The sequence below is a fragment of the Streptomyces atratus genome (assembly GCF_014648655.1).
GTDB classification, from domain to species: Bacteria; Actinomycetota; Actinomycetes; order Streptomycetales; family Streptomycetaceae; genus Streptomyces; species Streptomyces atratus.
Genome location: NZ_BMRN01000003.1, coordinates 295,463 through 319,759, shown reverse-complemented (window position 1 = coordinate 319,759; position 24,297 = coordinate 295,463). Strand labels below are relative to the sequence as shown.

Genomic DNA, 24,297 nt, shown 5'->3' with positions numbered 1-24,297 from the left:
CACGCGAGACCTGAGGAGTACGAGTTCCACCATGCCCCACGCCACTGACAACCGGCCGACGGCCCTGCTCGCGATGGGCCCCGGCATCGCCGGACGCCTCCTCGCCGACCGCCACCGCACCCGGCTGGCCACCCTCACCCGTACCGATCCGCACCTCGTCGCCCACGACCTGGCCGACCCGACGCCCGAGGTGGCCGCCGCGCTCGCCGATGCCGAGGTGCTGTTCACCTGCTGGGGTGCGACGCCGCTCACCGCCGAGGTGCTGGCGGCCGCCCCCCGGCTGCGGGCCGTGGTGCACGCGGCGGGTTCCGTGAAGCACCACATCACGGACGCCTGCTGGGAGCGCGGGATCGCCGTCACCTCGGCGGCCGGGGCCAACGCGCTGCCGGTCGCCGAATTCACGCTCGCCGCGATCCTCTTCGCGGGCAAGCGCATCCTGCACTCCGCGGATCGCTATCGCGCCCTGCGCGCCGACCACGACTGGCTCGCTGAGCTCGACGGCTCCGGCAACTACCGCCGAACGGTCGGCATCGTCGGCGCCTCCCGCATCGGCCGGCGTGTGATCGAGCTGCTGCGCCCCTTCGACCTGGACGTCCTGCTGTACGACCCGTACGTGGACGGCCCGGAGGCTGCGCGGCTCGGTGTACGGCTCACCTCGCTCGACGAGCTGTGCGCGAGCAGCTCGGTCGTATCGGTGCACGCGCCGCAGCTCCCGGAAACGCACCACATGATCGGCGCCGCGCAGTTGTCGGCCATGGCGACCGGGGTGACGCTGATCAACACGGCGCGAGGATCGCTGATCGACGAGGAGGCGCTGCTGCACGAGCTGACCACCGGGCGGCTGCACGCGGTGCTGGATGTGACGGAGCCCGAACTTCCGCCTGCGCACTCGCCGTTGTACGACCTTCCGAATGTGCTGCTCACTCCGCATGTCGCAGGTTCGCTGGGCGATGAGCTGCACCGGATGGCCGACCAGGCACTGGACGAGATGGAGCGGTTCGCGGCCGGCCTGCCCTTCGCGGACCCGGTCCGGGCGGGGGCGCTGCCGCGCTCGGCGTGACGGGGGCTCCGCCCCCGGACCCCGGTCCTCAATCACCGGACGGGCTGAAAGATGCCCTCGATCACCGCGCGGGCGTGCTCGATTCGGCCGCACGTGCTGAGGCCCGGTACCCCTCCTCGGGGTACCGGGCCTCAGCGGCTGAGCAGAGCTACACGCTAGTGCGAGTGGCCGTGGCCGCCGTGACCGGCCTCGGCCTCGTCCTCGGCCGGCTTCTCGACGACCAGCGTCTCGGTCGTGAGCAGCAGCGACGCGATGGACGCGGCGTTCTCCAGCGCGGAGCGGGTGACCTTGACCGGGTCGATGACGCCGGCCTTCACCAGGTCACCGTACTCGCCGGTCGCGGCGTTGAAGCCCTGGCCCTTGTCGAGCTCGGAGACCTTCGAGGTGATGACGTAGCCCTCGAGACCGGCGTTCTCGGCGATCCAGCGCAGCGGCTCGACGGCGGCGCGGCGCACGACCGCGACACCGGTGGCCTCGTCGCCGGTCTTGTCGAGGTTGCCCTCCAGGACCTTGACGGCGTGGACCAGAGCGGAGCCACCACCGGAGACGATGCCCTCCTCGACCGCGGCGCGGGTCGCGGAGATGGCGTCCTCCAGACGGTGCTTCTTCTCCTTGAGCTCCACCTCGGTGGCGGCACCGACACGGATCACGCACACGCCGCCGGCCAGCTTCGCGAGGCGCTCCTGGAGCTTCTCGCGGTCCCAGTCGGAGTCCGTGGCGTCGATCTCGGCCTTGATCTGGTTGACCCGGCCCTTGACGTCGCCGGGCTCGCCGCCGCCGTCCACGATCGTCGTGTCGTCCTTGGAGACGGTGACGCGGCGGGCGGTGCCCAGCACGTCCAGACCGGCCTGGTCGAGCTTGAGGCCGACCTCCTCGGCGATGACGGTCGCGCCGGTGAGGGTGGCGATGTCGCCGAGCATGGCCTTGCGGCGGTCACCGAAGCCCGGTGCCTTCACCGCGACGGCGTTGAAGGTGCCACGGATCTTGTTGACGACGAGGGTCGACAGCGCCTCGCCCTCGACGTCCTCGGCGATGATCAGCAGCGGCTTGGAGCCACCGGCCTGGATGACCTTCTCCAGCAGCGGGAGCAGCTCCTGGATCGAGCCGATCTTGCCCTGGTGGATCAGGATGTACGGGTCGTCGAGGACGGCCTCCATACGCTCCTGGTCGGTCACCATGTACGGGGACAGGTAGCCCTTGTCGAAGGCCATGCCCTCGGTGAAGTCGAGGTCCAGACCGAAGGTGTTGGACTCCTCGACGGTGATGACACCGTCCTTGCCGACCTTGTCCATCGCGTCCGCGATGAGCTCGCCGACCTGCGGGTCCTGCGCGGAGAGCGCGGCCACGGCGGCGATGTCGGTCTTGTCGTCGATCGGTCGGGCGGTCGCGAGGAGCTCCTCGGACACGGCCTTGACCGCGGCGTCGATGCCCTTCTTCAGGGCGGCCGGGGAAGCACCCGCGGCGACGTTGCGCAGACCCTCGCGGACGAGCGCCTGGGCGAGCACGGTGGCGGTGGTCGTACCGTCACCCGCGACGTCGTTGGTCTTGGTCGCCACCTCCTTCACCAGCTGGGCACCGAGGTTCTCGTACGGGTCGTCGAGCTCGACCTCGCGCGCGATGGTGACACCGTCGTTGGTGATGGTGGGAGCGCCGAACTTCTTGTCGATGACGACGTTGCGGCCCTTGGGGCCGATCGTCACCTTGACCGTGTCGGCAAGCTTGTTGACGCCGCGCTCAAGGGCGCGACGGGCGTCCTCGTCGAACTTCAGAATCTTCGCCATGGCAGCTGAGCTTTCCTCTCAAACGAACTGCGCCCCCGACCGCCCGGCTGGTTGTTCGCAGGGGGCCAGGGGCGCAGAACATAAGCAAACGTGGGTGAATTACTTCTCGATGATCGCGAGAACGTCGCGAGCCGAGAGGACGAGGTACTCCTCGCCGTTGTACTTCACCTCGGTGCCGCCGTACTTGCTGTACAGCACGACGTCGCCGGTCTTGACGTCGAGCGGAAGGCGCTCGCCGTTCTCGAAGCGGCCCGGGCCCACGGCCAGGACGACGCCCTCCTGGGGCTTCTCCTTGGCGGTGTCCGGAATGACCAGGCCGGAGGCCGTGGTCTGCTCGGCGTCGAGCGGCTGGACCACAATGCGGTCCTCGAGCGGCTTGATCGCAACCTTGGTGCTGGCGGTCGACACGATCCGGTCTCCCCCTTCGGAGATCTCACGGGGTTAAGAGTCTTTGGATGGCGACCAGGTGGATCCGTCGTCGCGGGTGCCGGACCTGCCAGTCGCACAGTACTGCTGGCACTCTCCAGTGCTGAGTGCCAGCACCGAGACTATGACCGGGATTAGCACTCGGTCAAGCGGAGTGCCAATTCACGCGGTCGTGGCGTCCTTCGGCACCCCGCTCCCGCCGTGCACCACGCGCCGGCCGGGGTACCACCCGGACAACAGTCCGGACAACACTGGGACAACGGCCGTACGGACCGCGGCGTTCCGTACGACCGTGTGAACATGACCGAATCTCCGTACCGGCAGTCGACTCCGCGGGCCCCGCGGCCCCGGCACGGCTCGCGCGCCATGAACGGCTGTCTCGATGTGGTGCTGGGTCTGCTGCTGGTGCTCCTGGAGGGGCTGATCTGCGCGGTCGCCGCCTACTCCCTGGCCCTGTCGCGGTGGGACCCCGGTGCTTCGGAGACGACGGGCCCGCCGCCGATGGACTGGACGCCCGTCCTCGTCTTCGGCGGGATCGCGGCGGCGGTCGCGCTGATCGCCGTGGTGCTGATCCGCGAGAACCGGCCCTGGGCGGGGGCGATCCAGATCCCGGTCGCGCTCCTGCTGTGCGTGGCGGCGGTGCAGGTCGGGCACGAGGACTACCGCCGCTCGCACCCGGCGCCGGCCTCCGCTCCTCCGGACGATCCCGGCCGGTCCGGCCACCAGTGCCTCAGCGGTGGCGACAACCGCGAGTGCCTGGACTCCGGCGGCTGAGGGCAGGCGATGACGACCAGCGACCCCTGCGCCCCGTGATCGCCGTGCGGATGCGCCTGCGGGCCCGCCGCGGGGGCCGGCTTCGGGCGGGTCACCTTCTGTGCGGCCTTGCGGCCCAGCCGTTCGATCGGGTCCACCGACTGTGCGCACCCGGCGGTGACGCCCAGGAGCGCACCGGCGGTCAGCAGTCCGGCGAGCAGCCGATGCACCCTTCTCATACGTAGTCCTCCAGCCGGGCCACGGCGTACCCCTTGTCCGTGATGGTCTTCATGACTGCCCGGACCATGTCGGCCATGCTGCCGCCCCAGTCCTTCCGGCCCCGGAAGTGCGTGAGGATGATGTCGCCGGGGTGCAGGTCCTGGTCCGCCTCGCGCCACTTCATGTGGTCCGGGAACGCCTCCGCGTTCCAGAGCGGTACGGCCTTGATACCGCAGGACTTCGCGATGCGGAGCGTGTCCGCGTTGTAGTTGCCGTACGGCGGGCGGAAGAGGGTGGGCCGCTGCCCGTACTGCTCCTCGATGACGGCCTGCTGGTCGCAGATCTCGCTCTTCTGCTCGCTGTACGAGAGTCCGGGCAGGTAGGGGTGGTTGAGCGTGTGGTTGTTGAGGCCGACACCCAGCCGCTGCATCTCCAGGAAGTACCCGTAGCTGTCGCGCACCAGGTAGTCGCTGAGGAACGCGCTGTACGGGATGTCCAGCTCGTCCATCATCTGCAGCAGTTCGGGATCCTTCTCGTCACCGTCGTCCATCGTCAGGAAGACGACCCGGTCCTTGGTCGGGACGGTGGTGAAGACCGGCGGCAGCGAGTCGTCGCCGCCGTTGACCTCGAACCCCTCGCGGGTGGTGATGTGCGGCTTCACGGCGGGCGGCGGGGGTGCGATCAGCGGTGGCCTGTCCAGCCCCCACTTCTTGGCGAGGGCTGCCCGTACGGCCGGGCCGAACCTCGCGTTCTCACGGGACCCGGCGGGTGCGCCTCCCCGGCCGGCAAGCTGTCCGGGGCCCGGTCCGGGGGCGCCCGGCGGTCCGGCGGCAGGCCGGGCCCGGTGCTCGTCGCCGTCGGCGGACCGGCCGCCGGCCCGCCAGGCGCAGCCGGAGCAGACCGCGGCGACCAGGAGTGCGGCCAGGACCGCGCAGGCCGGCCGATGCGTGCTGGAGCCCCGCCCGCCCCCCGGTCCGGACATGACCGATCCGCTCCTTTTCATGGTTAATTTTTCCTTTTGTCGTACAAGTTGCATGGCGTCGCATCCTGCCAGCACGTGAGGGGTGCCCCGGCCCGACACCGCCACCGGGCCCGCCGGTCAACCCGGCTGGCTCACAATGGGGCGCGTGAACGCCTTCGCCCCGAACGACCCGTCCGACGCCGACGACAGGTCCGACGCCCCCGACCCGTCCGACCCCCTCGCCGCTTTCATGGCCCTGCGCACCCCCGAGGGCGCGGCGCTCCTGGACGGGCTGCGGTCGTACGACCCCGCCCAGGAGCTCGCCACCGCCACCCGGCTGCGCCGCACCCACCCGGCCTCGCTGGTCTCGGCGGCGCTGGGGCAGGCGCGGCTGCGGCAGCGGGCGGTGGCGAAATTCGGTACCGAGGACGCGTACCGGATGTTCTTCACACCGAACGGCGTCGAGCAGGCGACGCGTACGTCGGTGGCCACCCATCGCGCACAGCGGTTCGTGGCGGCGGGCGGGGTGCGGAGCGTCGCCGATCTCTGCTGCGGGATCGGCGGCGACGCGATCGCGCTCGCACGGGCGGGCATCTCCGTCCTCGCAGTGGACCGCGACCCGCTGACCGCCGAGGTGGCCCGCGCCAACGCCGCCGCGCTCGGCCTGGACGAGCTGATCGAGGTGCGGTGCGCCGATGTCACCGAGATCGACACCTCGCCCTACGACGCGGTCTTCGTCGACCCGGCCCGGCGCGGCGGCAGGGGCAGGATCTTCGACCCCGAGGCGTACTCACCGCCGCTCTCCTGGGCGACCGGCGCCGCGCTCGAGGCGCCCCGTGCCGCGCTGAAGATCGCCCCCGGCATCCCGCACGAGGCGATCCCGGCGCAGGCGGAGGCCGAGTGGATCTCGGACGGCGGTGATGTGAAGGAGGCGGTGCTCTGGTTCGGCGAAGGCTTCGCGGCCGGTTCCTACCGCGCCACCGTGCTTCCCGCCGGCGCCACCCTGTGGTCCGCGGCTCCGCTGCCCGCCCCGCCCGTCGGCCCGGTCGGCCGCTATCTGTACGAGCCGGACGGCGCCGTCATCCGCGCCCATCTGGTCGCCGACATCGTGGCGCGGTGCGACGGCCGACTGGTCGACGAGACCATCGCGTACGTCACGAGCGACCAGCCGTACGACTCCCCGTACACCACCGGGTACGAGATCACCGACCGGCTGCCGTTCAACATGAAGAAGCTCAAGGCGCTGCTGCGGGAGCGGAAGGTCGGCGTCCTGACGGTGAAGAAGCGCGGCTCGGCCGTCGAACCGGAGGAGCTGCGCCGCAGGATGAAGCTCCAGGGACCGAACGCCGCGACGGTCTTCCTCACCCGGGTGGCCGGAGCCCCGACGATGCTGCTCGGCCACCCGCTGACCGGACCCGCCTGACCGGCGGGGGCGGCCATCAGGCCAGGTCGGTCAGGTCCTCGGCGTACACCTGCGAGAGCGGCTGAGGCCCCACGTACTGCTGGCAGTTGCACTGCCCCGACTCGAAGCGGACCGGCTTCTTGGACTCGTCCCAGGCGGTCGGCACCTCGACCCGCTCATGGCACTTGCCCTGCTTGTCGTGCTTGGCGAGATGGTGCGTGCAGCCGCAGACCGGCTCCGGCGGCTTGTGGGCCGCTTCGACGGCCAGCCGCTCCTGCTTGGCCGCCTCCAGCAGCTCCAGCTTGCGGGTGTGCCGGTTGCGCAGCGCGGTACGGAGGTTGTCGACGGCCCATCCGAAGCCGCCCGTCCAGAAGATGATGAGCACCCACCAGTACCACTCCATGTGACACTCCTCCCCCTGCGTGACTCATGTATCCGGTCAGGATAGGTCCGGGGTCAGCGGTGCGCGCCGCCCCCGACGGAGAACAGCGGCTCCGGAGCAGGCGCCCCGATCAGTACCCGCAGCACCCAACGGCGGTGCGCGAAGGCCTTGATGATGCCGATCAGCCCGATGTTCCAGCCGGTCATCCCGAGTCCCGTGACCAGAGCGACCAGCCCGAAACTGTCCTGGGCCGCCTCGGCGGTCGCCGGGACGGCGATGCACGCGTACAGCCCGAGTGCGCACAGCGTGAAGGACATCAGCAGCCAGACGAGGCTGACGCCCGGCATCCGCAACTGCACGTCCCGTACCGGATCGCGGTCCAACTGGCCCCAGGCGCCGAGCAGTCGGCGGATCTTCTGGTCGCGGCGCAGGCCGATGACGACGAAGACGATCGCCGGCACCGCGCAGCAGGCGCCCATGACGGCGACGATAACGCCGAGGAGGGCGCTGAAGATGTCGTACGTCTCCTCGAACGTGATGAGCGCCGCGCCCACCAGCGACCAGCCCACCGCACAGAGCGCTCCCCACAGCCACAGCGCCACCAGCCGCCCCGGTGAGACATGCATCTTCACCAACTCCCCGAGCACCACGGCCCGGTCGGTGAGCAGCGCCTCACGGTCGGGCCAGGTACGTATCTCCACGGGCGGTGGGGGCGGCGGCAGTTGTGCGCGGCTGAACATGGGCCAGACCTTATCGACCGTGCGTCCCCTGTGGACGGCACGGTGCGTCGGGGCCGCCGGGGTGCCATGCTGGAGAGGAACACACGGAGGTTCGCCATGGGGTTCTATGCCGAACGGATCGTGCCTCGGATCGCCGATTCCGTCGGCGGGACAGGGGCAGTCGAACCGCTGCGGCGGCGGGTCTGCGAGGGCCTGTACGGCGAGATCATCGAGATCGGATTCGGCTCCGGGCACAACGTTCCGTTCTACCCGGAGGCCGTCACCGACGTGGCCGCGGTCGAGCCGTCCGATCTCGGCTGGAAGCTGGCCCGCGAGCGGATCGACGCGGGGCGCCCCCTGGTGCGGCGCGCCGGTCTGGACAGTCAGTACCTGCCGTTCGGGGACAACACCTTCGACGGCGCCCTGTCCACGTGGACGCTGTGCACCATCCCCGACGCCGATGCGGCGCTGCGCGAGGTGCGGCGGGTCCTCAAACCCGGTGCGGCCCTGCACTTCCTGGAGCACGGGCTGGCGCCGGAGGAGGACGAGAACGTACGCCGCTGGCAACGCCGCCTCGATCCTCTGGAGCGGCGGCTCTTCGCCGGGTGCCATCTGACCCGGCGGATCGCCGACATGCTGACGGCCGCAGGGTTCACGATCGTCGCTCTCGACGTGTTCTACGGGAAGGGCGCGCCAAAGCCGATGGCGGCCTATTCGCTGGGCGTCGCCGTGCCCTGACGGGGCCGGGAGGCGGGGCTCAGGCGTTGCGCAGCGCCTCGATGTCCAGCTTCCTCATGCCGAGCATCGCCTTCATCGCCCGTTCGGCCTTCGCCGGGTCCGGGTCGGACAGCGCCTCGCTCAGCCCCCGCGGAACGAGTTGCCAGGACAGGCCGTACTTGTCCTTGAGCCAGCCGCACTGCCCCTCTTCGCCGCCCTCGGTGAGCCTGGACCACAGGGTGTCCACCTCTTCCTGCGACGCACAGTCCACGGAGAGCGAGATCGCCTCGGTGAAGGGGAACTGCGGGCCGCCGTTGAGCGCGATGTACTCCTGGCCGGCCAGCCGGAAGTCGACGGTCATGACCTTGCCCGTCCCGCCCGGCCCCGCCTCGTTGTAGTACGTCGTGTTCAGCACCTTCGAGTCGCCGCCGAAGACGGAGATGTAGTGATGCGCGGCTTCCTCGGCCTGGTTGTCGAACCACAGAAAGGTCTTGATCTTCTGCATGGTCTGCTCCTGTCGGGTGGCGCGGAGTCGGATGGTGCCGAAGCCTGTGCGGGGTAGACGGGTCCGGCACCCGGAACTCATCGGTCGGCGCGGCCCTGAAGTGCCGCGCGGTCCAGGAGCATCGCGCGTTCCCGTTCGTTCCGGGTCAGTCCGGCCGCCCGTACGAACTCCGCCCGCGCCTCGTCCGTACGGCCCGTCCTGGCCAGCAGATCGCCACGGACGCTGGGCAGCAGGTGGTAGTCCTTGAGCGCCGGGTCGCCGGCCAGCGCGTCGACCAGGGCGAGGCCGGCCGCCGGGCCCTGCGCCATCGAGACCGCCACGGCCCGGTTGAGCTCGACGACCGGGGACGGTGCGATCACGGCGAGGCGGTCGTAGAGGGCGGCGATGGTCGTCCAGTCCGTTTCCTCGTACGTCACCGCCCGGGCGTGGCACGCGGCGATCGCGGCCTGCAGGGCGTACGGGCCGAGACCGGCGCCCTCCTCGGTCGCGGCCACGGCCCGCTCCAGGGCCGCGACACCACGCCGGATCAGCAGGTGGTCCCAGCGGGCCCGGTTCTGGTCGGCGAGCAGCACCGGCGCACCGTCCGGCCCGGTCCTGGCGGCGGTGCGCGAGGCCTGGAGTTCCAGCAGTGCGACCAGGCCGTGGACCTCGGGCTCCTGCTCCATCAGGCCCGCGAGCACCCGGGCCAGCCGCAGCGCGTCCTCGCACAGCGCCGGGCGCAGCCAGTCGTCGCCCGCGGTCGCCGCATACCCCTCGTTGAAGATCAGATAGATGACTTCGAGCACGGAATCGAGGCGGGCGGCGCGCTCGGGTCCGCAGGGCACCTCGAAGGGGACGCCCTCCCGGCCCAGGGTCCGTTTCGCCCGGACGATGCGCTGGGCCACGGTCGGTTCGGGGGCCAGGAACGCGCGGGCGATCTCATCGGTGGTGAGCCCGCCGAGCAGCCGCAGGGTGAGGGCGATCCGGGCCGCGGTGGAGAGCACCGGATGGCAGGCGGTGAAGATCAGCCGGAGCACGTCGTCGTCGATGTCGTCCGCTTCGGCGGGTTCGGGCGGCGGCACGTCCTCCAGGGCCCGCCCGACCTCGGCCAGCTTGCGCGCGTAGGTCTCCTTGCGGCGTACGAGATCGATCGCGCGGTGTCTGGCGGTGGCCATGAGCCAGGCGCCCGGCCGGTCCGGGACACCTGACTCCGGCCACTGTTCCAGCGCGGCCACCAGGGCGTCCTGCGCGAGTTCCTCGGCGATGCCCACGTCCCGCACGATGCGGGTGACACCTGCGATGATCCGCGCGGACTCGATCCTGAAGACCGCTTCGACCGCCGTCCTCGCGCTTGCTGCCGTCACGGTCACTCATCAGAGCAGCCGTGCCGGGAAGCGGCAAGCGCGACCGGTCAGAGACCCGTGGCCTCGTCGATCTGGCGGACCTCGGAGGTGACGGTCCAGTTCGCCGGGTGGATCTGCAGGAACCGCTTGGTCCATTCCAGGGCCTCGGCCTTGTCCTTGGCCTGGAGGATGGCGTAGCCGCCGACGACCTCCTTGGTCTCGGTGAAGGGACCGTCGGTACAGCTGAGCTTGCCGCCGGACCAGGTGACCCTCGTGCCCTGCGCGGTCGGTGTGAGCCCGGCCGTCTCCAGCATGACCCCGGCCTTGGTGATCTCCTCGAACAGAGCGCCCATGCGCTTGTCGAACTCTGGGCCCGGGTTCTCGGAGGGGAGGTTCTGCTCGTCGATGCGGATCAGCGACATGAAGCGGGGCATGGTGACTCCTCGGTCGGAAGGGCGGGGTCCTTCCCCGCCTCTCACCCTTGCGTCGAACGGGAGACGGCCGGATCGACAGCTCCACCGGAATTCTTCTGAGAATCTTCCGGAGCGGCCACCGGGGCGGCCACCGCAGCGGTCCGTTCCGGTGCCGGGAGCAGCACCAGGGCCACCAGCGCCGCCGCCGCGAGCAGCCCCGCGCAGACCCAGAACGCCGCCGCGTACCCCGCCGCCAGATCGGCCGGTCGGCGCCCGTCGCCGGTGACCTGGGTGGCGACGGTGACCAGGACCGCGAGCCCCAGCGATCCGCCGACCTGGCGGGCGCTGTTCAGCAGCCCGGAGGCCATCCCCGTCTCGTCGGATGCGACGCCGGTCGTGGCCGCGGTGCCGAGCGGTACGAAGCACATCCCGATGCCGGCGCCGCACACCAGGGACGGGCCGAGGATCGAGTACAGGAAGCTGCCGTCCGCCTGCGCCGTCGCCGCGAACCCGGCGAGGCCGAGCGCGGCAAGAGCACCGCCCGCCGCCAGCAGCCGCCGGGTGCCGAGCGCCGCGACCGTACGGGTGGCGACGACCGAGCCCGCGACGACGCCCACCGAGAACGGCACGAACGCGGCACCGGCGGCGGTCGGCCCGTAGCCGAGCACCTGCTGCATGTAGAGCGAGGCGAAGTAGAACGCGGCGAACTGCCCCGAGCTCAGCAGCAGGCAGAAGAGATTCGCGGTCAGGACCGGCCTCCCCTTCAGCAGACCGAGACGCAGCAGCGGAGTCCCGGCCCGCAGCTCGACGGCGGCGAAGACGACCAGCAGGAGCACGGCGGCACCGAGCGTGCTCAGCGTCCGGGCCGACCCCCATGGGTGGGTAGATGTGCGTACGAGCCCGAGGACCAGCAGTGCCGTACCGGCGGTGGCCAGCAGCGCTCCGGCCACATCGAGCCGGGCGCCGGTCCGGGCGGGACGGCTCTCCAGCCCGGAGCGTACGGCTCCCACCAGCGCGAACACCACGATCGGCACATTCACCAGCATCACCGCACGCCAGCTCGCCGCATCGGTGAGCACCCCGCCGGCGAGCACGCCCACCGCGCCGCCCGCCGCACCCGCCATGCCCCACAGCCCCAGGGCGCGGGAGCGGGCGGGCCCGGCCGGGAAGGCGATGGCGATCAGGGCGAAAGCGACCGGGGCGAGCGCGGCCGCGCCGATCCCCTGCGCCGCCCGTGCGGCGATCAGCCCACCGGGCGACCACGCGAGTCCCCCGGCCAGGCTCGCCGCGCCGAACAGCACCAGGCCCGCCGTCAGGACCCGGCTGCCGCCGATCAGGTCGGCGAGACGCCCGCCGAGCATCAACAGCCCGCCGAACGCCAGCGCATAGGCGTTCACCACCCAGAGGAGCCCCTCCGGGGTGAAGCCGAGATCGCGGCGCATGTCCGGCAGCGCGACGTTCACCACGGACATGTCCAACGCCACCATGAACTGCACGACGAGAGCCACCACCAGTAGCCAACGCGCGTGCTGTGACTGGTCGTTCATGACTTCCCCTTCCCTCGCGGTCACTCGGTCGAGCCATTACTATACGCGTATAGAAATTAGCCCCGCGAGGACCGGGGAAGAGACGGACGCATGGGAACGGGAGACAATGCCCGGGTGTCAGGGACAGAAAAGGCGTCAGGAACGGCGAAGAAGCGAACGGCGGCGAAACGGTCCGTCGGGCGGCCGCGCAGGCTCGACCCGGACGCGATGGTCGCCACCGCGCGCCGCATCATCGAGGAAGAGGGCCTGGACGCCCTGAGCATGCGGCGGGTGGCGAAGGAACTCGGCTCCACGCCGATGGCGCTGTACCACTATGTGCAGGACAAGGACGAGCTGCTGATGCTCACCCTGTCGGGCACCGCGGCCGCCTTCCCTCGCCCCGAACTGCCCGAGGACCCGCGCGAGCGGCTGCTCGCGGTGGCGGTGCACATGCACGGCATCCTGGAGCAGATCCCCTGGGTGCTGGACATCCTGGCGCTGGGCGAGCTCACCGACAGGAACGCGCTGTGGATGGTCGAGGAGATCATCGGCTCCGCGCTCGCCTGCGGCCTCTCCCCCACCCGGGCGGTACGCGCGTACCGGACGATCTGGAGTTACGTCTACGGCGACCTGGTCTTCCGCAGGGCGGCCGAGCGCCGCGCGGAGAACCCGCCGAGCAGGCCGTACTTCCCCGAGATGATCACCGAGGAGGACGCGGCCGCGCTGCCCCGGCTGACGGAGATCAAGGACCGGTGGCGCGAGTACGCCGCCGACTACGAGGTGGCGGAGGAACTCGACGCGATCATCGAGGGGCTGATCAGCCGAGGAACTTCCCGGGGCCAGGGACTTCCGGGGGCCGGGGACTTCCCGGGGCCGGAGATTCCCCAGGACTCCGCGGCTCGACTCGGTCGAGGGACTCGACGGCCCCCAGGGACTCGAAACGCCAGCGGTGCACCGGACGAGTGATCAGCTCGGCGTCCGGTTCGGGGAGCTCGGGCAGCTCGTCGCCGTACGCCCCCTCCCACCAGGTGATGACCAGGACCCGGTCCTGCGGGGCGCGCAGCAGCTCGCGGCGCAGCGGCTCGCGGGCCAGCTCGGCCGAACGGGCGCGCGCCCACTCCAGGAGTTCGAGGCCCCTGCCGTCGGCGGCGCGGGCCTCCCACATCAGCGCAACGGTCGTACCGCTCATGAGTAGAGGTTGTCCTTGCTGATCTCGTGCACATGGTCGTGGTCATGCGCGTGGGCACCGGGGACATGGGTGTCGGTCACCGGCAGCGACGAGTCCGCGGACAGCTCCAGGTCCGACGCCGGCCTGCCCCGGGCCACCATCTCCGCCCCCAGCGCCGCGACCATCGCCCCGTTGTCCGTGCAGAGCCCCGGCCGCGGCACCCGCAGCCGGATGCCGGCGCGCTCGCACCGTTCCTCGGCCAGCGCCCGCAGCCGCGAGTTGGCCGCGACACCGCCGCCGACCATCAGATGGTCGACGCCCTCGTCCTTGCAGGCCCGGACGGCCTTCCGGGTGAGCACATCCACCACGGCCTCCTGGAAGGACGCGGCCACATCCCGTACCGGCACCTCTTCGCCCGCCGCACGCTTGGCCTCGATCCAGCGGGCCACCGAGGTCTTCAGGCCGGAGAAGGAGAAGTCGTACGCGGGGTCGCGCGAGCCGCTCAGACCGCGCGGGAACGCGATCGCCTTCGGGTCGCCCTCCTTCGCCAGCCGGTCGATGACCGGACCTCCGGGGAAGCCGAGGTTCAGCACCCGGGCGATCTTGTCGAAGGCCTCGCCCGCCGCGTCGTCGATGGTCGCACCCAGCGGCCGTACGTCATTGGTGATGTCCGGTGCGAGCAGCAGCGAGGAGTGGCCGCCGCTGACCAGCAGCGCCATCGTCGGCTCGGGCAGCGGGCCGTGCTCCAGCTGGTCGACGCAGATGTGCGAGGCGAGGTGGTTGACCCCGTAGAGCGGCTTGTTCAGCGCGTACGCGTACGCCTTCGCCGCCGAGACGCCGACGAGCAGCGCACCCGCGAGCCCGGGACCCGCGGTGACGGAGATGCCGTCGAGGTCACGGGCGCTGATCCCGGCCTCCTTCAGGGCGCGCTCGATGGTGGGGACCATGGCCTCCAGGTGCGCGCGGGAGGCGATCTCGGGGACGACGCCGCCGTAGCGGGCGTGCGTGTCGACGCTGGACGCGACGGCGTCGGCGAGCAGCGTCGTACCGCGGACGATGCCGACGCCGGTCTCGTCGCAGGAGGTCTCGATGCCGAGTACGAGCGGTTCGTCAGCCATCAGTCAGTCTCTGTTTCCTGTACGAGCTCTTGTACGTGATCGTGTTCGTGGACGTGGAGGCGCATGACGAGTGCGTCGATGTTGCCCGGCTGGTAGTAGCCGCGTCGGAAGCCGATCGGTTCGAAGCCGAAGCGTTCGTACAGCTTCTGCGCCCGGGTGTTGTCGACGCGGACCTCGAGGAGCACCTCGGCGCACTCGAAGGCCGTGGCGTGCTTCAGCAGATCGGACAGGAGCTCGGAGCCGAGGCCGCCGCCCCAGTGGTCGCGGGTGACACCGATCGTCTGTACGTCGGCGAGGTCACCGGCCGCGGCGAGTCCGGCGTAGCCGACGATCCGGCCGGTGGCGGGGTCCTCGGCGACGACGTAGCGGCGGGTGGCCCGAGGGCCGCGGGAGTGCGCCAGCTCGGACCAGAACATGCCGGCCGACCAGGCGTCGTCCGGAAACAGCTCGTGTTCGAGCTCCAGCACCGGATCGATGTCCCACCAGCGCATCTCGCGCAGTACGGCAGTCATGGTCGTCACTTCGGGGTGACCACCTTGTAGTTCTTCGGGACCTGCGCGTCGGGCCTGCGGAGGTAGAGCGGCTGCGGCGGCAGCAGTTCCGCGCCCGCGGCGAGACGCTCGGCGGCGAGGGCTGCCAGCGCACCTGCACGGACGTGCTCCGGGCCCCGGGCGTCGGGGAACGCCTCGGGGTAGAGCACCGCGCCCGCCCCGACGACGGGAAGTCCGGCGAGCTGCTCGGCGATGTCGGCGGGCCGGTCGACGGCGGGCTCCGTGGCGCGTGTGCGGAAGTCCTCGTACCTCGCCCAGTAGACCTCCTTGCGGCGGGCGTCCGTCGCGACGGCGAACGGGCCTTCCAGTCCGTCCTGTCCGGCGGCGTACGCGAGAGAGTCCAGGGTGCACAGCCCGTGCACGGGTACGGAGAGCGCGGAGCCGAAGGTCGCGGCCGTGACCAGGCCGACCCGCAGCCCGGTGTACGGTCCGGGGCCGACGCCCACGACCACGTCCGTCACGGCGTCGAGTTTCACCCCGGCCTCGGCGAGGACCCGGTCGACGGCGGGCAGCAGCAGCTCCCCGTGCCTTCGGGCGTCGACCTGGCCGGACTCGGCGACGACGGAGGTCCCGTCGTGAAGGGCGACGGTGACGGCGGGGGTGGCGGTATCCACGGCGAGCAAGAGCACGCAAACAGCCTACGGCTCCTCCGACCGGGCACGGCCTCCCGTACGGCGTCCTGGTACGACCGGCCCCGGCTGCTACCGTCACCGTGTACACGCGGGTACGACGTAAACGCTTGTACTACATACAGAAGTGAAAGGGGCGCGCACGGTGGCTAGGGGCAGCTCGGGAATCGTGGCCGGGCTCACTGCGGCGGCTCTCGCCGCGGTCGGTTTCCTGGCCTACCAGGCATCGGCGAACGCCCCCGACTCCGTCGCCGCCCCCAAGCCGAAGGTTTCCAGCAGCGCCCCTGCCGCCGGCCATGACAAGCCCAAGCCCAAGGCCGAGAAGCCTCCGGCCGCGCTCCCTGCCGCCTCCGGTTCCGGGAAGCGTGTGGTGTACGCCCTGGAGGACCGTCAGGTGTGGCTCGTCGACGCGACCGGGGATGTGGCCAGGACCTTCGAGGTCATGCCGAGCACGCTGAGTCCGCAGCCCGGGACGTACCAGGTCGGTACGCGCTCGGGGCCCGCCAGCAGGGGCTCGGACGGCGTGACGATCGAGCACGTGGTGCGGTTCGCGATGGCGGACGGCGTGGCCGTGGGATTCAGCGCGGCAGTGGACGGCTCGATGGAGAGCCCGGACCCGTCGCTGAAGACGGGCGGCGTGCGGATGTCCCGGGCCGACGGGGATGCGATGTGGCAGTTCGCAACGGTGCGCACGAAGGTGGTCGTCGTCCCGTGACCCCGGGGGTCTCCCCAATCGCCGGACGGGCTTGAAGTCCGGCCACACGGCTTGCGTACCCCGCGCCGCGTCACCGCGCGTCCGTTCAGCCTGCCCGTCGCTCCGGGGCGGACTCGGCGTGGTCGGCGCCGGAGGGCGGGACAACGGCCGGAGCCCGGTCCGTGGACGGCGGCGGCGTCGAGACCGCCGTGGCCGCGGCGCAAGCCGCCAGCAGGTCTCTCATCGATGGCGGCGGCGGCACTTCACGTTCGGCGGACGTCGTCATGGATGCCTCCCGAGGCTCCGGTGGAAGGCGTGGTTAGGCGGACCTAACCCGCTCTCGCCATCCATGTGACCACGCCCGCCCCGCCCGGCGCAACAATTTGCCGACACGCTGTCGGAAAGCGCACTCCGCGCTCAGCCCTCCAGCGTCCCTCGTGCCCCCCGCAGCCCCGCCCAGCGTGCCCCGATCCCGATCAGCGTGACCGTGCGCCGTTCGTCGTCCGTGTCGCCGACCGCCCGGTGGATCACCACCTGGAGCCGGTCCTCGGACAGCTCCTCGACCTTGCCGTCGCCCCATTCCACGACCACCACCGACTCCGGCAGCGACACATCGAGGTCCAGGTCCTCCATCTCGTCCAGCCCGCCGCCGAGGCGGTACGCGTCGACGTGGACCAGCGCGGGACCGCCGGTCAGCGACGGGTGGACGCGGGCGATCACGAAGGTGGGAGAGGTGACGGCGCCGCGCACCCCGAGGCCCTCGCCGAGCCCCCGGGTCAGCGTCGTCTTTCCGGCGCCGAGCTCACCGGTGAGCATCACGAGGTCGCCGGGGCGCAGTACACCCGCGATCCGACGGCCGAGGGCCTGCATCTGTTCGGGGGACTCGACGGCGAGGCTCACGGTGACGGTGCCCGGCGCGGCGCTCTCGTCCACCTCAGCCGCCAGGCTGTTGTGCGGTGCTTCCATGCCCGCCAACGTTAGCCGCTGCCGGCACCGCGCCGACGCGTACCAGCAGGTCCGCCAGCCGGTCCGTCACCGTTTCCGGGTGTTCCAGCATGACCAGATGACCCGCGTCCGGGACGATGACCAGCTCCGCGTCCGGCAGATGGTCCGCGATGGCCTCGCTGTGCGAGCTGGGCGTCACCAGGTCCTTGTCGCCCGCCAGGATCAGCACCGGGAGGTCACGGAAGGCGGGCAGGACGTGGCTCTTGTCGTGTTCGGTGAAGGCCGGGTAGAACTCGGCGACCACATCGATCGGGGTGGATTCGATGAGCCGCTCGGCGAACCGCTCGACCGCCGGGTCCACGTCCCGCGAACCGAACGAGTACCGCTTGATCAGCCCGGCGAAGAGGTCGGCGGTCGCCCGCCGACCCCGTTCCACCAGCTCGGCCTGGGAGCCGAGCGCCTTGAGCACCCCGGGCAGCACCCGCCGCACGGCGTTCACGCCCGCGATCGGCAGCCCGAAAGTGACCTCGCCGAGCTTTCCGCTCGATGTGCCGACGAAGGCGACGGCGGCGACCCGGTCCCGGATGAGCTGGGGGTACTGCTCGGCGAGCGCCATCATCGTCATGCCGCCCATCGAGTGCCCGACCAGCACCAGCCGACCCTCCGGGGCGGCCGCGTCGATGACCGCCTTCAGATCACGGCCGAGCTGGTCGATGCCGACCGTCACCCCGTCCGCCTGTGCCCGGCCCCGCTCCGAGCGGCCGTGGCTGCGCTGGTCCCAGTGGACGGTGCGGACCAGGCCGCGCAGCGCCGCCCGCTGGAAGTGCCAGGAGTCCTGGCTCAGGCAGTAGCCGTGGCTGAAGACGACGGTGACGGGCGCGGGTGCCTTGCGGCCGAAGAGCCGACGGCGGCGCGTACCGGCCCCCGTGGCGGTACCGGAGGCGCCGGTACCGCTTTCGCCGCCCCCGGCGGCCCCCGAACCGCCGTCCGGTTCGACCTCGTCGACCTCGTAGTACAGCTCGGTGCCGTCGTCGGCCGCGGCCCGGCCCGGCAGCCCGCGCAGCGAGCCGTACGGCCCCGAGGCGTCCAGCGCCAGCCTCGCCCTTCTGCGCATGCCGCGGCCCACGGTCAGCCGCTCGACCGCGACGCCGGCGGCCGCACCTGCCGCGATCACACCTATGGCGGCTCCGGCGATCCCTGCCCGGCGCCAGCCGACCGCCGTAGCGGCCGTCGTCACCGCGTCCCCCGCACCGATCTCGCTCACCGTGCCGCGCTCCTCGTCGGTCGTATCCGTCAGGTCAGGGCTGGTCTGTTCCGGTCGTGCTCAGATCGTGCCTGGTCAGGGGCGCTTGATCGGTCAGGACTCGGCCGGGGTGCCATTCAGATGGACGCGCGGAACACGGCTGCTGATCCGGGTGACGATCTCGTACGCGATCGTGTCGCAGGCCTGAGCCCAGTCCTCGGCGCTCGGCTCGCCCCGGTCCCCCGGGCCGAAGAGCACCGCCTCGGTGCCCACCTCGGTCTCGTCCCCGTCGAGGTCGACGACGAACTGGTCCATGGCCACCCGGCCCGCGATCCGCCGCCGCACACCGCCGACCAGGACGGGTGCACGGCCGGAGGCATGGCGCGGGATGCCGTCCGCATAGCCGACCGGAACCAGGCCCAGGGTGGTCTCGGCGGAGGTCGTGTAGTGGTGTCCGTAACTGACCCCGTGACCGGCCGGCACCCGCTTGACCAGGGCGACCGACGCGACGAGCCTCATGACGGGGCGCAGCCCGAAGTCGGCCGGGGTGCCCAGCTCGGGGCTGGGCGAGATGCCGTACATGGCGATCCCGGTCCGTACGAGGTCGAAGTGCGCCTCGGGGATCGTCAGCGTCGCCGGGGAGTTGGCGATGTGGCGCACCTCGGGGTCGACGCCCTCCTTCTCCGCGTACGCGACCATGTCCCGGAACAGGTTCAGCTGGGCGGCGATGGAGGGGTGGCCGGGCTCGTCGGCGCAGGCGAAGTGGGACCAGAGGCCGGTGATCCTGACAGTGCCCGCGTCCTCGGCGGCGCGGGCGGCGGCGACCAGCTCCGGCCAGTCGGCGGGCTGGCAGCCGTTGCGCCCGAGGCCGGTGTCGGCCTTGAGCTGGACACGGGCCGGAATGCCGGCCTCAGTGGCCGCGGCCACGACCTCGCGCAGGGCCCACATCCCGCTCACCGACACGTCGATGTCGGCCTCGATCGCCTCGCGCCAGGGGCCGCCCGGCGTCCACAGCCAGCACATCACCCGGCCGCCGAGTCCGGCAGCCCGCAGGGCGAGCGCCTCCTGCGGCGTCGCGGTGCCCAGCCAGGTCGCCCCGGCCTCCAGCGCGGCCCGGGCGCAGGGCACCGCCCCGTGCCCGTACGCATCGGATTTGACGACGGCCATGAGTTGCGCGCCGGCCGCCCGCGCGCGAAGTACACGCACGTTGGCGCGCAATGCGGCGAGGTCGATCTCGGCACGGGCTCTCAAGGACGCTGTCTCGTTCATCGCGCCCAGTCTCTCAGAGGCGTACGACAGGACCCTCGGGCGGCGGGCCGGGAAGGGCCCCGCAGCCGGGGTCGCCCGCCGTGCTGGGTGTGTACACCTCAGTGACGGCGCAGCTCGTGTTCCAGATGGTCGACGAGGACCGGGACATGGCTGTGCGGTACGTCCTTGACCGCCGTGACCAGCGTCACCGGCCCGCCCGCGCGGACCAGTTCCACCAGCTCCCCGACGGCCGCCGTGTGGGCGGGGTCGGCCAGCTCGGCCCGGTAGCGGTCGACGAAGTCGTCGTAGCGGGTGCCCGTGCGGTCCTCGTGGTACCAGGCGCGCAGCTCGTTCGACGGGGTGACGTCCTTGAGCCACTTGTCGATCCCGGCCCGGTCCTTGGCCACGCCGCGCGGCCAGAGCCGGTCGACGAGGACGCGGGTGCCGTCGCCGTCCTCCGGCGGGTCGTACACCCGGCGTACACGCACATCGCTGCTGCTGCCCATGATCGGCCCTCCTGTCGACCCCTGTCAGCCCGTGTCGGCGCCTGCCTGCGCCCAGGATCACTCAGGCCCGTACGTCGCGCCATGCCGCCGACATCGCCTCGGCGACGTCCTGCGCGGCGACGGGAGCGCCGTTCGAGGCGTGGCGGGCGGCCAGGCCGTGCAGGTACGCGCCGACGGACGCGGCGTCGCGCGGGGCGAGGCCCGCGGCCAGCAGGGAGCCGGTCAGGCCGGAGAGGACGTCGCCGCTCCCGGCCGTGGCCAGCCAGGCGGTGCCGGTCGAGTTGACCCGTACGGGGGTGTCTCCGGTGTCGGTGGCGACCAGGGTCGTCGACCCCTTGAGCAGGACCGTGGCGCGGTAGCGGGCGGCCAGTTCCCGTACGGCGGCGAGCCGCCCCGCCTCGACCTCCTCGCGCGGGACGCCGAGCAGGGCTGCGGCCTCACCGGCGTGCGGGGTGAGGACGGTCGGCGCGGTGCGCGAGCGTACGGCGGTGGCGTCGAGCAGCCGCAGCCCGTCCGCGTCGACGAGCACCGGAACGTCCGCGGCCAGCACGCCACGGACCGCCTCGACGGCCTCCGTACCGTCACCGAGTCCGGGCCCGACGACCCATGCCTGCACCCGCCCCGCCTTCGACGGCGGCCCCGCGTGGACCAGCGTCTCCGGATGGCTGGCGATCACCGCGCCGGCGCCGGGACCGACATACCGCACGGCTCCGGCACCGCCCCGCAGCGCCCCGGAGACGGCCAGCACCGCCGCCCCCGGGTACCGCGCCGAACCGGCGACGATGCCGACGACACCACGCCGGTACTTGTCGCTCTCGCTGCTGGGAACCGGCAGGAGTGCGGCGACGTCCGCGTACTGCAAGGCTTCCAGGTCGGGTACGTCGGGCAGCTCGGGCCCGAGCCCGATGTCGACGAGGTGCAGCGCGCCCGCCAGGCCGGCGGCCGGGTCGATGATCAGCCCCGGCTTGTACGTACCGAAGGTGACGGTCGCGTCGGCACGCACCGCGTCGCCGAGCACCTCGCCGGTGTCGGCCTCGACCCCGCTGGGCAGATCGACGGCGACGAAGGCCGCACCGGTCGCCTCGAAGGCCCGCACCAGCTCGGCGGCCTCCGCGCGCAGCCCCCCGCGCCCGCCGATGCCGGTGATCCCGTCCACGACGAGATCGATGTGTCCGCCCCAGGCGCTCGTCGCCGCGTCCCCCTCGGCCACGCGCCCGCCCGCCGCGAGCAGCGCCGCGAGCCCGCCCTCATGGGCGCGCCCCGGGGAGGTGAGCACGGCGCGCACGCCCGCGCCGCGGCGGGCCAGCCGGGCACCCGCGTACAGCGCGTCGCCCCCGTTGTCGCCGCTGCCGACGAGCAGGACGACCCGGGACCCGTACACCCGGCCGCGCCGCCGCAGCACATCGGCGCAGGCCGCCGCGAGCCCCGCCGCGGCGCGCTGCATCAGGGCGCCCTCGGGGAGTTTGGCCATCAGGGCCCGTTCGGCGGCCCGTACGGTCTCAACGCTGTACGCAGTACGCATGTGCTCAACCCTCCGCGATCACCACGGCCGACGCCACCCCCGCGTCGTGGCTCAGCGACACATGCCAGTGCCGTACGCCCAGCTCGGCCGCGCGCGCGGCAACCGTGCCGATCACCCGCAGCCGGGGCTGCCCGCTGTCCTCGACGTACACCTCGGCATCCGTCCACAGCAGGCCGCTCGGCGCGCCGAGCGCCTTCGCGAGGGCTTCCTTCGCGGCGAACCGCGCGGCGAGCGAGGCGATACCGCGCCGCTCGCCGCTGGGCAGCAGCAACTCACTCTTCAGGAAGAGCCGGTCGGCCATCTGCGGCGTACGCTCCAGCGCCGCGTCGAACCGTTCAATCTCGGCCACATCGATCCCGACCCCGATGATCACGCGTGTTCCTTCACTGCTCGCTACTCCACGGTCACGGACTTCGCCAGATTGCGCGGCTGGTCCACGTCGTTGCCGCGGGCCGTCGCCAGTTCGCAGGCGAACACCTGCAGCGGCACGGTCGACACCAGCGGCTGAAGCAGCGTAGGCGTAACGGGAATCCGGATCAGATGGTCGGCGTACGGGACGACCGCCTCGTCGCCCTCCTCGGCAATGACGATGGTGCGGGCGCCGCGGGCCCGGATCTCCTGGATGTTCGACACGATCTTGTCGTGCAGCACCGACCGGCCGCGCGGTGAGGGCACGACCACGACGACCGGCAGATCGTCCTCGATGAGCGCGATCGGCCCGTGCTTGAGCTCACCGGCGGCGAAACCCTCGGCGTGCATGTACGCGAGTTCCTTGAGCTTCAACGCGCCTTCCAGGGCTACGGGATAGCCGACATGGCGGCCCAGGAAGAGCACGGTGTCGTGGTCGGCGAGGGAGCGGGCGAGTGCGCGTACGGGTTCCATGGTCGCAAGGACCCGTTCGACCGCCCCGGAGATCTCGGAGAGCTGGCGGATGACGGTCCGGATCTCGTCTCCCCACTTCGTACCGCAGATCTGTCCGAGATACAGGGCGACGAGGTAGCAGGCGACGAGCTGGGTGAGAAACGCCTTGGTGGAGGCGACGGCGACTTCGGGCCCGGCGTGCGTGTAGAGCACGGCATCGGACTCCCGCGGGATGGTGGAGCCGTTCGTGTTGCAGATGGCGAGGACCTTCGCGCCCTGTTCGCGGGCGTGCCGCAGGGCCATCAGGGTGTCCATCGTCTCGCCGGACTGGGAGATCGCGACGACGAGGGTGCGGTGGTCGAGGATCGGGTCGCGGTAGCGGAACTCGCTGGCCAGCTCGGTCTCGCAGGGAATCCTGGTCCAGTGCTCGATGGCGTACTTGGCGATCATCCCTGCGTGGAACGCGGTACCGCAGGCGACGATGACGACCTTGTCGACCTCCCGGAGCTCGCGGGGCGTGATCCGTACCTCGTCGAGGTGGAGCCGGCCCGCGCCGTCGATCCGCCCGAGGAGCGTGTCGGCGACGGCCTTGGGCTGTTCGGCGATCTCCTTGAGCATGAAGTAGTCGTGGCCGCCCTTCTCGGCGGCGGAGACGTCCCAGTCCACGTGGTACTTACGGACCTCGGCGGGCCGCCCGTCGAAGTCGGTGACGGTGACACCTTCCCGGCGCAGCTCCACCACCTGGTCCTGCCCCAGCTCGATCGCGGAGCGGGTGTGCGCGATGAACGCGGCCACGTCGGAGGCCAGGAACGACTCGTCCTCCCCCACCCCCACCACGAGCGGCGAGTTGCGCCGGGCCCCGACCACCGCGTCGGGCGCGTCCGCGTGCACGGCGACGAGGGTGAAGGCGCCCTCCAGCTGCCGGCAGACCTGCCGCATCGCCTCCGCCAGGTCGGCACAGGACGAGAACGCCTCGGCGAGGAGATGGGCGACGACCTCGGTGTCGGTCTCGGAGGCCAGATCGTGGCCGCGCTCGGCGAGTTCGGCGCGCAGGACGGCGAAGTTCTCGATGATCCCGTTGTGCACGACGGCGACGCGGCCCGCATTGTCGAGGTGCGGGTGGGCATTGGCGTCGGTGGGGGCGCCGTGAGTGGCCCAGCGGGTGTGCCCGATCCCGGTGGTCCCGGCCGGAAGCGGCTCCTCGGCCAGCGTCTTCTCCAGATTGACGAGCTTCCCGGCCTTCTTCGCGGCGGCCAGCCCACCGTCCGCGAGGACGGCGATTCCCGCCGAGTCGTAACCCCGGTATTCGAGGCGCTTGAGACCCGCGACAACGACGTCCTGCGCCGACTGCCCACCGACGTATCCGACGATTCCGCACATACCGTTCCCTTCCTGTCGCCCGCCCCTCTTCTTGGCATCGTCGCAGAAGGTGAACGGGGCGGCAGAAAATCGAGCCCCTCCGGAAATCGAGGACAAGGCCCACACCCACCCTCCGCACCGGCACACCGTCCGAAGCCACCGCACCCCGCCGGCTGCAACCCGTCCGGCAGCCGCCCAGGTCCCGGCGGCGTCGTGGCCGGCCGCTGTGGCGGCGAGGTGGGCGTGGAGGGTGGCCGGCGCTGGGTG

24 protein-coding genes and 2 pseudogenes are annotated in these 24,297 nt (G+C 71.5%); 6 read left to right on the top strand and 20 right to left on the bottom strand.

The features are described 5' to 3' along the window. Positions 1 to 31 precede the first annotated feature (31 nt). Positions 32 to 1,060, top strand: coding sequence for a hydroxyacid dehydrogenase (locus tag IEZ15_RS07165; RefSeq protein WP_114246143.1), 1,029 nt, complete (start codon positions 32 to 34; stop codon positions 1,058 to 1,060). A gap of 155 nt (positions 1,061 to 1,215) precedes the next feature. Here the strand turns inward: IEZ15_RS07165 and groL are convergent, their stop codons facing one another. Next, positions 1,216 to 2,841 carry a chaperonin GroEL gene (groL, locus tag IEZ15_RS07160; RefSeq protein ID WP_114246142.1) on the bottom strand — a complete coding sequence of 542 codons (1,626 nt, stop codon included), beginning with the start codon at positions 2,839 to 2,841 and terminating at the stop codon, positions 1,216 to 1,218. A gap of 99 nt (positions 2,842 to 2,940) precedes the next feature. Next, positions 2,941 to 3,249 (bottom strand): co-chaperone GroES, encoded by a 309-nt coding sequence (groES, locus tag IEZ15_RS07155; protein WP_093540722.1) that lies wholly within the window; start codon positions 3,247 to 3,249, stop codon positions 2,941 to 2,943. 318 nt (positions 3,250 to 3,567) lie between these two features. On the opposite strand from groES, the gene IEZ15_RS07150 reads away from it, so the two are divergent. Continuing rightward, a complete protein-coding gene (locus tag IEZ15_RS07150; protein ID WP_189275089.1) occupies positions 3,568 to 4,041 on the top strand; it encodes a DUF6234 family protein in 474 nt (157 codons plus the stop codon). A 214-nt stretch (positions 4,042 to 4,255) separates the two neighbouring features. Here IEZ15_RS07150 and IEZ15_RS07145 read toward each other — a convergent pair whose 3' ends face one another. Beyond that, positions 4,256 to 5,221, bottom strand: coding sequence for a polysaccharide deacetylase family protein (locus tag IEZ15_RS07145; RefSeq protein ID WP_229845769.1), 966 nt, complete (start codon positions 5,219 to 5,221; stop codon positions 4,256 to 4,258). 136 nt (positions 5,222 to 5,357) lie between these two features. Between IEZ15_RS07145 and IEZ15_RS07140 the strand changes: the two genes are divergently transcribed. Further along, the gene (locus tag IEZ15_RS07140; RefSeq protein ID WP_189275084.1) at positions 5,358 to 6,623 is read left to right on the top strand and encodes a THUMP-like domain-containing protein; all 1,266 of its coding nucleotides are present in this window, start codon (positions 5,358 to 5,360) and stop codon (positions 6,621 to 6,623) included. A gap of 16 nt (positions 6,624 to 6,639) precedes the next feature. Here IEZ15_RS07140 and IEZ15_RS07135 read toward each other — a convergent pair whose 3' ends face one another. Together IEZ15_RS07135 and IEZ15_RS07130 are read right to left on the bottom strand one after the other, a co-directional pair. Beyond that, entirely contained in the window at positions 6,640 to 7,005 is a 366-nt protein-coding gene (locus IEZ15_RS07135) for a hypothetical protein (protein ID WP_114246137.1), read from the bottom strand. Positions 7,006 to 7,058: 53 nt separating this feature from the next. Further along, the gene (locus IEZ15_RS07130; RefSeq protein WP_189275082.1) at positions 7,059 to 7,724 is read right to left on the bottom strand and encodes a hypothetical protein; all 666 of its coding nucleotides are present in this window, start codon (positions 7,722 to 7,724) and stop codon (positions 7,059 to 7,061) included. Positions 7,725 to 7,820: 96 nt separating this feature from the next. Here IEZ15_RS07130 and IEZ15_RS07125 point away from each other — a divergent pair, with 96 nt between their 5' ends. Continuing rightward, on the top strand, positions 7,821 to 8,441 hold the full coding sequence (locus IEZ15_RS07125) for a class I SAM-dependent methyltransferase (protein ID WP_189275080.1): 621 nt from the start codon (positions 7,821 to 7,823) through the stop codon (positions 8,439 to 8,441). 19 nt (positions 8,442 to 8,460) lie between these two features. Here IEZ15_RS07125 and IEZ15_RS07120 read toward each other — a convergent pair whose 3' ends face one another. The 4 genes from IEZ15_RS07120 to IEZ15_RS07105 all read right to left on the bottom strand — a co-directional run bounded on the left by IEZ15_RS07120 (position 8,461) and on the right by IEZ15_RS07105 (position 12,207). Further along, on the bottom strand, positions 8,461 to 8,925 hold the full coding sequence (locus IEZ15_RS07120; protein WP_189275079.1) for a VOC family protein: 465 nt from the start codon (positions 8,923 to 8,925) through the stop codon (positions 8,461 to 8,463). A gap of 77 nt (positions 8,926 to 9,002) precedes the next feature. Next, positions 9,003 to 10,274: an RNA polymerase sigma factor gene (locus IEZ15_RS07115; protein WP_189275077.1), complete on the bottom strand. Its 1,272-nt coding sequence runs from the start codon at positions 10,272 to 10,274 to the stop codon at positions 9,003 to 9,005. A gap of 41 nt (positions 10,275 to 10,315) precedes the next feature. Continuing rightward, positions 10,316 to 10,681, bottom strand: coding sequence for a YciI family protein (locus IEZ15_RS07110; protein ID WP_114246132.1), 366 nt, complete (start codon positions 10,679 to 10,681; stop codon positions 10,316 to 10,318). Between the two features lie 41 nt (positions 10,682 to 10,722). Further along, entirely contained in the window at positions 10,723 to 12,207 is a 1,485-nt protein-coding gene (locus tag IEZ15_RS07105; RefSeq protein ID WP_189275075.1) for an MFS transporter, read from the bottom strand. A 114-nt stretch (positions 12,208 to 12,321) separates the two neighbouring features. On the opposite strand from IEZ15_RS07105, the pseudogene IEZ15_RS07100 reads away from it, so the two are divergent. After that, positions 12,322 to 13,017 (top strand): annotated as a pseudogene (locus tag IEZ15_RS07100) (TetR/AcrR family transcriptional regulator); the annotation flags it as partial. Between the two features lie 94 nt (positions 13,018 to 13,111). Here the strand turns inward: IEZ15_RS07100 and IEZ15_RS44485 are convergent. The 4 genes and pseudogenes from IEZ15_RS44485 to tsaB all read right to left on the bottom strand — a co-directional run. Then, positions 13,112 to 13,375 (bottom strand): annotated as a pseudogene (locus IEZ15_RS44485) (hypothetical protein); the annotation flags it as partial. Further along, positions 13,372 to 14,472 carry a tRNA (adenosine(37)-N6)-threonylcarbamoyltransferase complex transferase subunit TsaD gene (gene tsaD / locus IEZ15_RS07090; protein WP_093893479.1) on the bottom strand — a complete coding sequence of 367 codons (1,101 nt, stop codon included), beginning with the start codon at positions 14,470 to 14,472 and terminating at the stop codon, positions 13,372 to 13,374. The gene tsaD and the pseudogene IEZ15_RS44485, both read right to left, overlap by 4 nt. Next, on the bottom strand, positions 14,472 to 14,993 hold the full coding sequence (rimI, locus tag IEZ15_RS07085) for a ribosomal protein S18-alanine N-acetyltransferase (RefSeq protein ID WP_114246129.1): 522 nt from the start codon (positions 14,991 to 14,993) through the stop codon (positions 14,472 to 14,474). The genes tsaD and rimI overlap by 1 nt, the downstream gene beginning before the upstream one ends. Beyond that, complete coding sequence (gene tsaB, locus IEZ15_RS07080) at positions 14,990 to 15,652, bottom strand: tRNA (adenosine(37)-N6)-threonylcarbamoyltransferase complex dimerization subunit type 1 TsaB (protein ID WP_229845766.1); 663 nt, start codon at positions 15,650 to 15,652, stop codon at positions 14,990 to 14,992. The genes rimI and tsaB overlap by 4 nt, the downstream gene beginning before the upstream one ends. A 145-nt stretch (positions 15,653 to 15,797) precedes the next feature. On the opposite strand from tsaB, the gene IEZ15_RS07075 reads away from it, so the two are divergent. Next, positions 15,798 to 16,367, top strand: coding sequence for a hypothetical protein (locus IEZ15_RS07075; RefSeq protein WP_373302514.1), 570 nt, complete (start codon positions 15,798 to 15,800; stop codon positions 16,365 to 16,367). 396 nt (positions 16,368 to 16,763) lie between these two features. Here IEZ15_RS07075 and tsaE read toward each other — a convergent pair whose 3' ends face one another. From tsaE to glmS, 7 genes are all read right to left on the bottom strand, one after another. Beyond that, entirely contained in the window at positions 16,764 to 17,312 is a 549-nt protein-coding gene (tsaE, locus tag IEZ15_RS07070) for a tRNA (adenosine(37)-N6)-threonylcarbamoyltransferase complex ATPase subunit type 1 TsaE (protein ID WP_189275069.1), read from the bottom strand. Further along, a complete protein-coding gene (locus IEZ15_RS07065) occupies positions 17,281 to 18,555 on the bottom strand; it encodes an alpha/beta fold hydrolase (RefSeq protein ID WP_114246125.1) in 1,275 nt (424 codons plus the stop codon). Before IEZ15_RS07065 ends, tsaE begins: the two co-directional genes overlap by 32 nt. Before the next feature lie 93 nt (positions 18,556 to 18,648). Further along, positions 18,649 to 19,803: an alanine racemase gene (alr, locus tag IEZ15_RS07060; protein WP_189275067.1), complete on the bottom strand. Its 1,155-nt coding sequence runs from the start codon at positions 19,801 to 19,803 to the stop codon at positions 18,649 to 18,651. Between the two features lie 98 nt (positions 19,804 to 19,901). After that, positions 19,902 to 20,288 carry a DUF488 domain-containing protein gene (locus tag IEZ15_RS07055; RefSeq protein WP_189275065.1) on the bottom strand — a complete coding sequence of 129 codons (387 nt, stop codon included), beginning with the start codon at positions 20,286 to 20,288 and terminating at the stop codon, positions 19,902 to 19,904. A 61-nt stretch (positions 20,289 to 20,349) separates the two neighbouring features. Beyond that, positions 20,350 to 21,810 (bottom strand): NAD(P)H-hydrate dehydratase, encoded by a 1,461-nt coding sequence (locus IEZ15_RS07050; RefSeq protein ID WP_189275064.1) that lies wholly within the window; start codon positions 21,808 to 21,810, stop codon positions 20,350 to 20,352. A 4-nt stretch (positions 21,811 to 21,814) separates the two neighbouring features. Further along, complete coding sequence (locus tag IEZ15_RS07045) at positions 21,815 to 22,183, bottom strand: holo-ACP synthase (RefSeq protein ID WP_093897275.1); 369 nt, start codon at positions 22,181 to 22,183, stop codon at positions 21,815 to 21,817. Between the two features lie 20 nt (positions 22,184 to 22,203). After that, on the bottom strand, positions 22,204 to 24,051 hold the full coding sequence (gene glmS / locus IEZ15_RS07040) for a glutamine--fructose-6-phosphate transaminase (isomerizing) (RefSeq protein ID WP_189275061.1): 1,848 nt from the start codon (positions 24,049 to 24,051) through the stop codon (positions 22,204 to 22,206). Between the last annotated feature and the right edge of the window lie 246 nt (positions 24,052 to 24,297).

Excerpts from the sequence above, each read along its gene's own strand:
- IEZ15_RS07165 (WP_114246143.1), top strand. The coding sequence starts at position 32 with ATGCCCCACGCCACTGACAACCGGCCGACGGCCCTGCTCGCGATGGGC.
- groL (WP_114246142.1), bottom strand. The coding sequence starts at position 2,841 with ATGGCGAAGATTCTGAAGTTCGACGAGGACGCCCGTCGCGCCCTTGAG.
- IEZ15_RS07150 (WP_189275089.1), top strand. The coding sequence starts at position 3,568 with ATGACCGAATCTCCGTACCGGCAGTCGACTCCGCGGGCCCCGCGGCCC.
- IEZ15_RS07145 (WP_229845769.1), bottom strand. The coding sequence starts at position 5,221 with ATGTCCGGACCGGGGGGCGGGCGGGGCTCCAGCACGCATCGGCCGGCC.
- IEZ15_RS07140 (WP_189275084.1), top strand. The coding sequence starts at position 5,358 with ATGGGGCGCGTGAACGCCTTCGCCCCGAACGACCCGTCCGACGCCGAC.
- IEZ15_RS07135 (WP_114246137.1), bottom strand. The coding sequence starts at position 7,005 with ATGGAGTGGTACTGGTGGGTGCTCATCATCTTCTGGACGGGCGGCTTC.
- IEZ15_RS07130 (WP_189275082.1), bottom strand. The coding sequence starts at position 7,724 with ATGTTCAGCCGCGCACAACTGCCGCCGCCCCCACCGCCCGTGGAGATA.
- IEZ15_RS07125 (WP_189275080.1), top strand. The coding sequence starts at position 7,821 with ATGGGGTTCTATGCCGAACGGATCGTGCCTCGGATCGCCGATTCCGTC.
- IEZ15_RS07120 (WP_189275079.1), bottom strand. The coding sequence starts at position 8,925 with ATGCAGAAGATCAAGACCTTTCTGTGGTTCGACAACCAGGCCGAGGAA.
- IEZ15_RS07110 (WP_114246132.1), bottom strand. The coding sequence starts at position 10,681 with ATGCCCCGCTTCATGTCGCTGATCCGCATCGACGAGCAGAACCTCCCC.
- IEZ15_RS07105 (WP_189275075.1), bottom strand. The coding sequence starts at position 12,207 with ATGAACGACCAGTCACAGCACGCGCGTTGGCTACTGGTGGTGGCTCTC.
- tsaD (WP_093893479.1), bottom strand. The coding sequence starts at position 14,472 with ATGGCTGACGAACCGCTCGTACTCGGCATCGAGACCTCCTGCGACGAG.
- tsaE (WP_189275069.1), bottom strand. The coding sequence starts at position 17,312 with ATGGAAGCACCGCACAACAGCCTGGCGGCTGAGGTGGACGAGAGCGCC.
- alr (WP_189275067.1), bottom strand. The coding sequence starts at position 19,803 with ATGAACGAGACAGCGTCCTTGAGAGCCCGTGCCGAGATCGACCTCGCC.
- IEZ15_RS07055 (WP_189275065.1), bottom strand. The coding sequence starts at position 20,288 with ATGGGCAGCAGCAGCGATGTGCGTGTACGCCGGGTGTACGACCCGCCG.
- IEZ15_RS07050 (WP_189275064.1), bottom strand. The coding sequence starts at position 21,810 with ATGCGTACTGCGTACAGCGTTGAGACCGTACGGGCCGCCGAACGGGCC.
- glmS (WP_189275061.1), bottom strand. The coding sequence starts at position 24,051 with ATGTGCGGAATCGTCGGATACGTCGGTGGGCAGTCGGCGCAGGACGTC.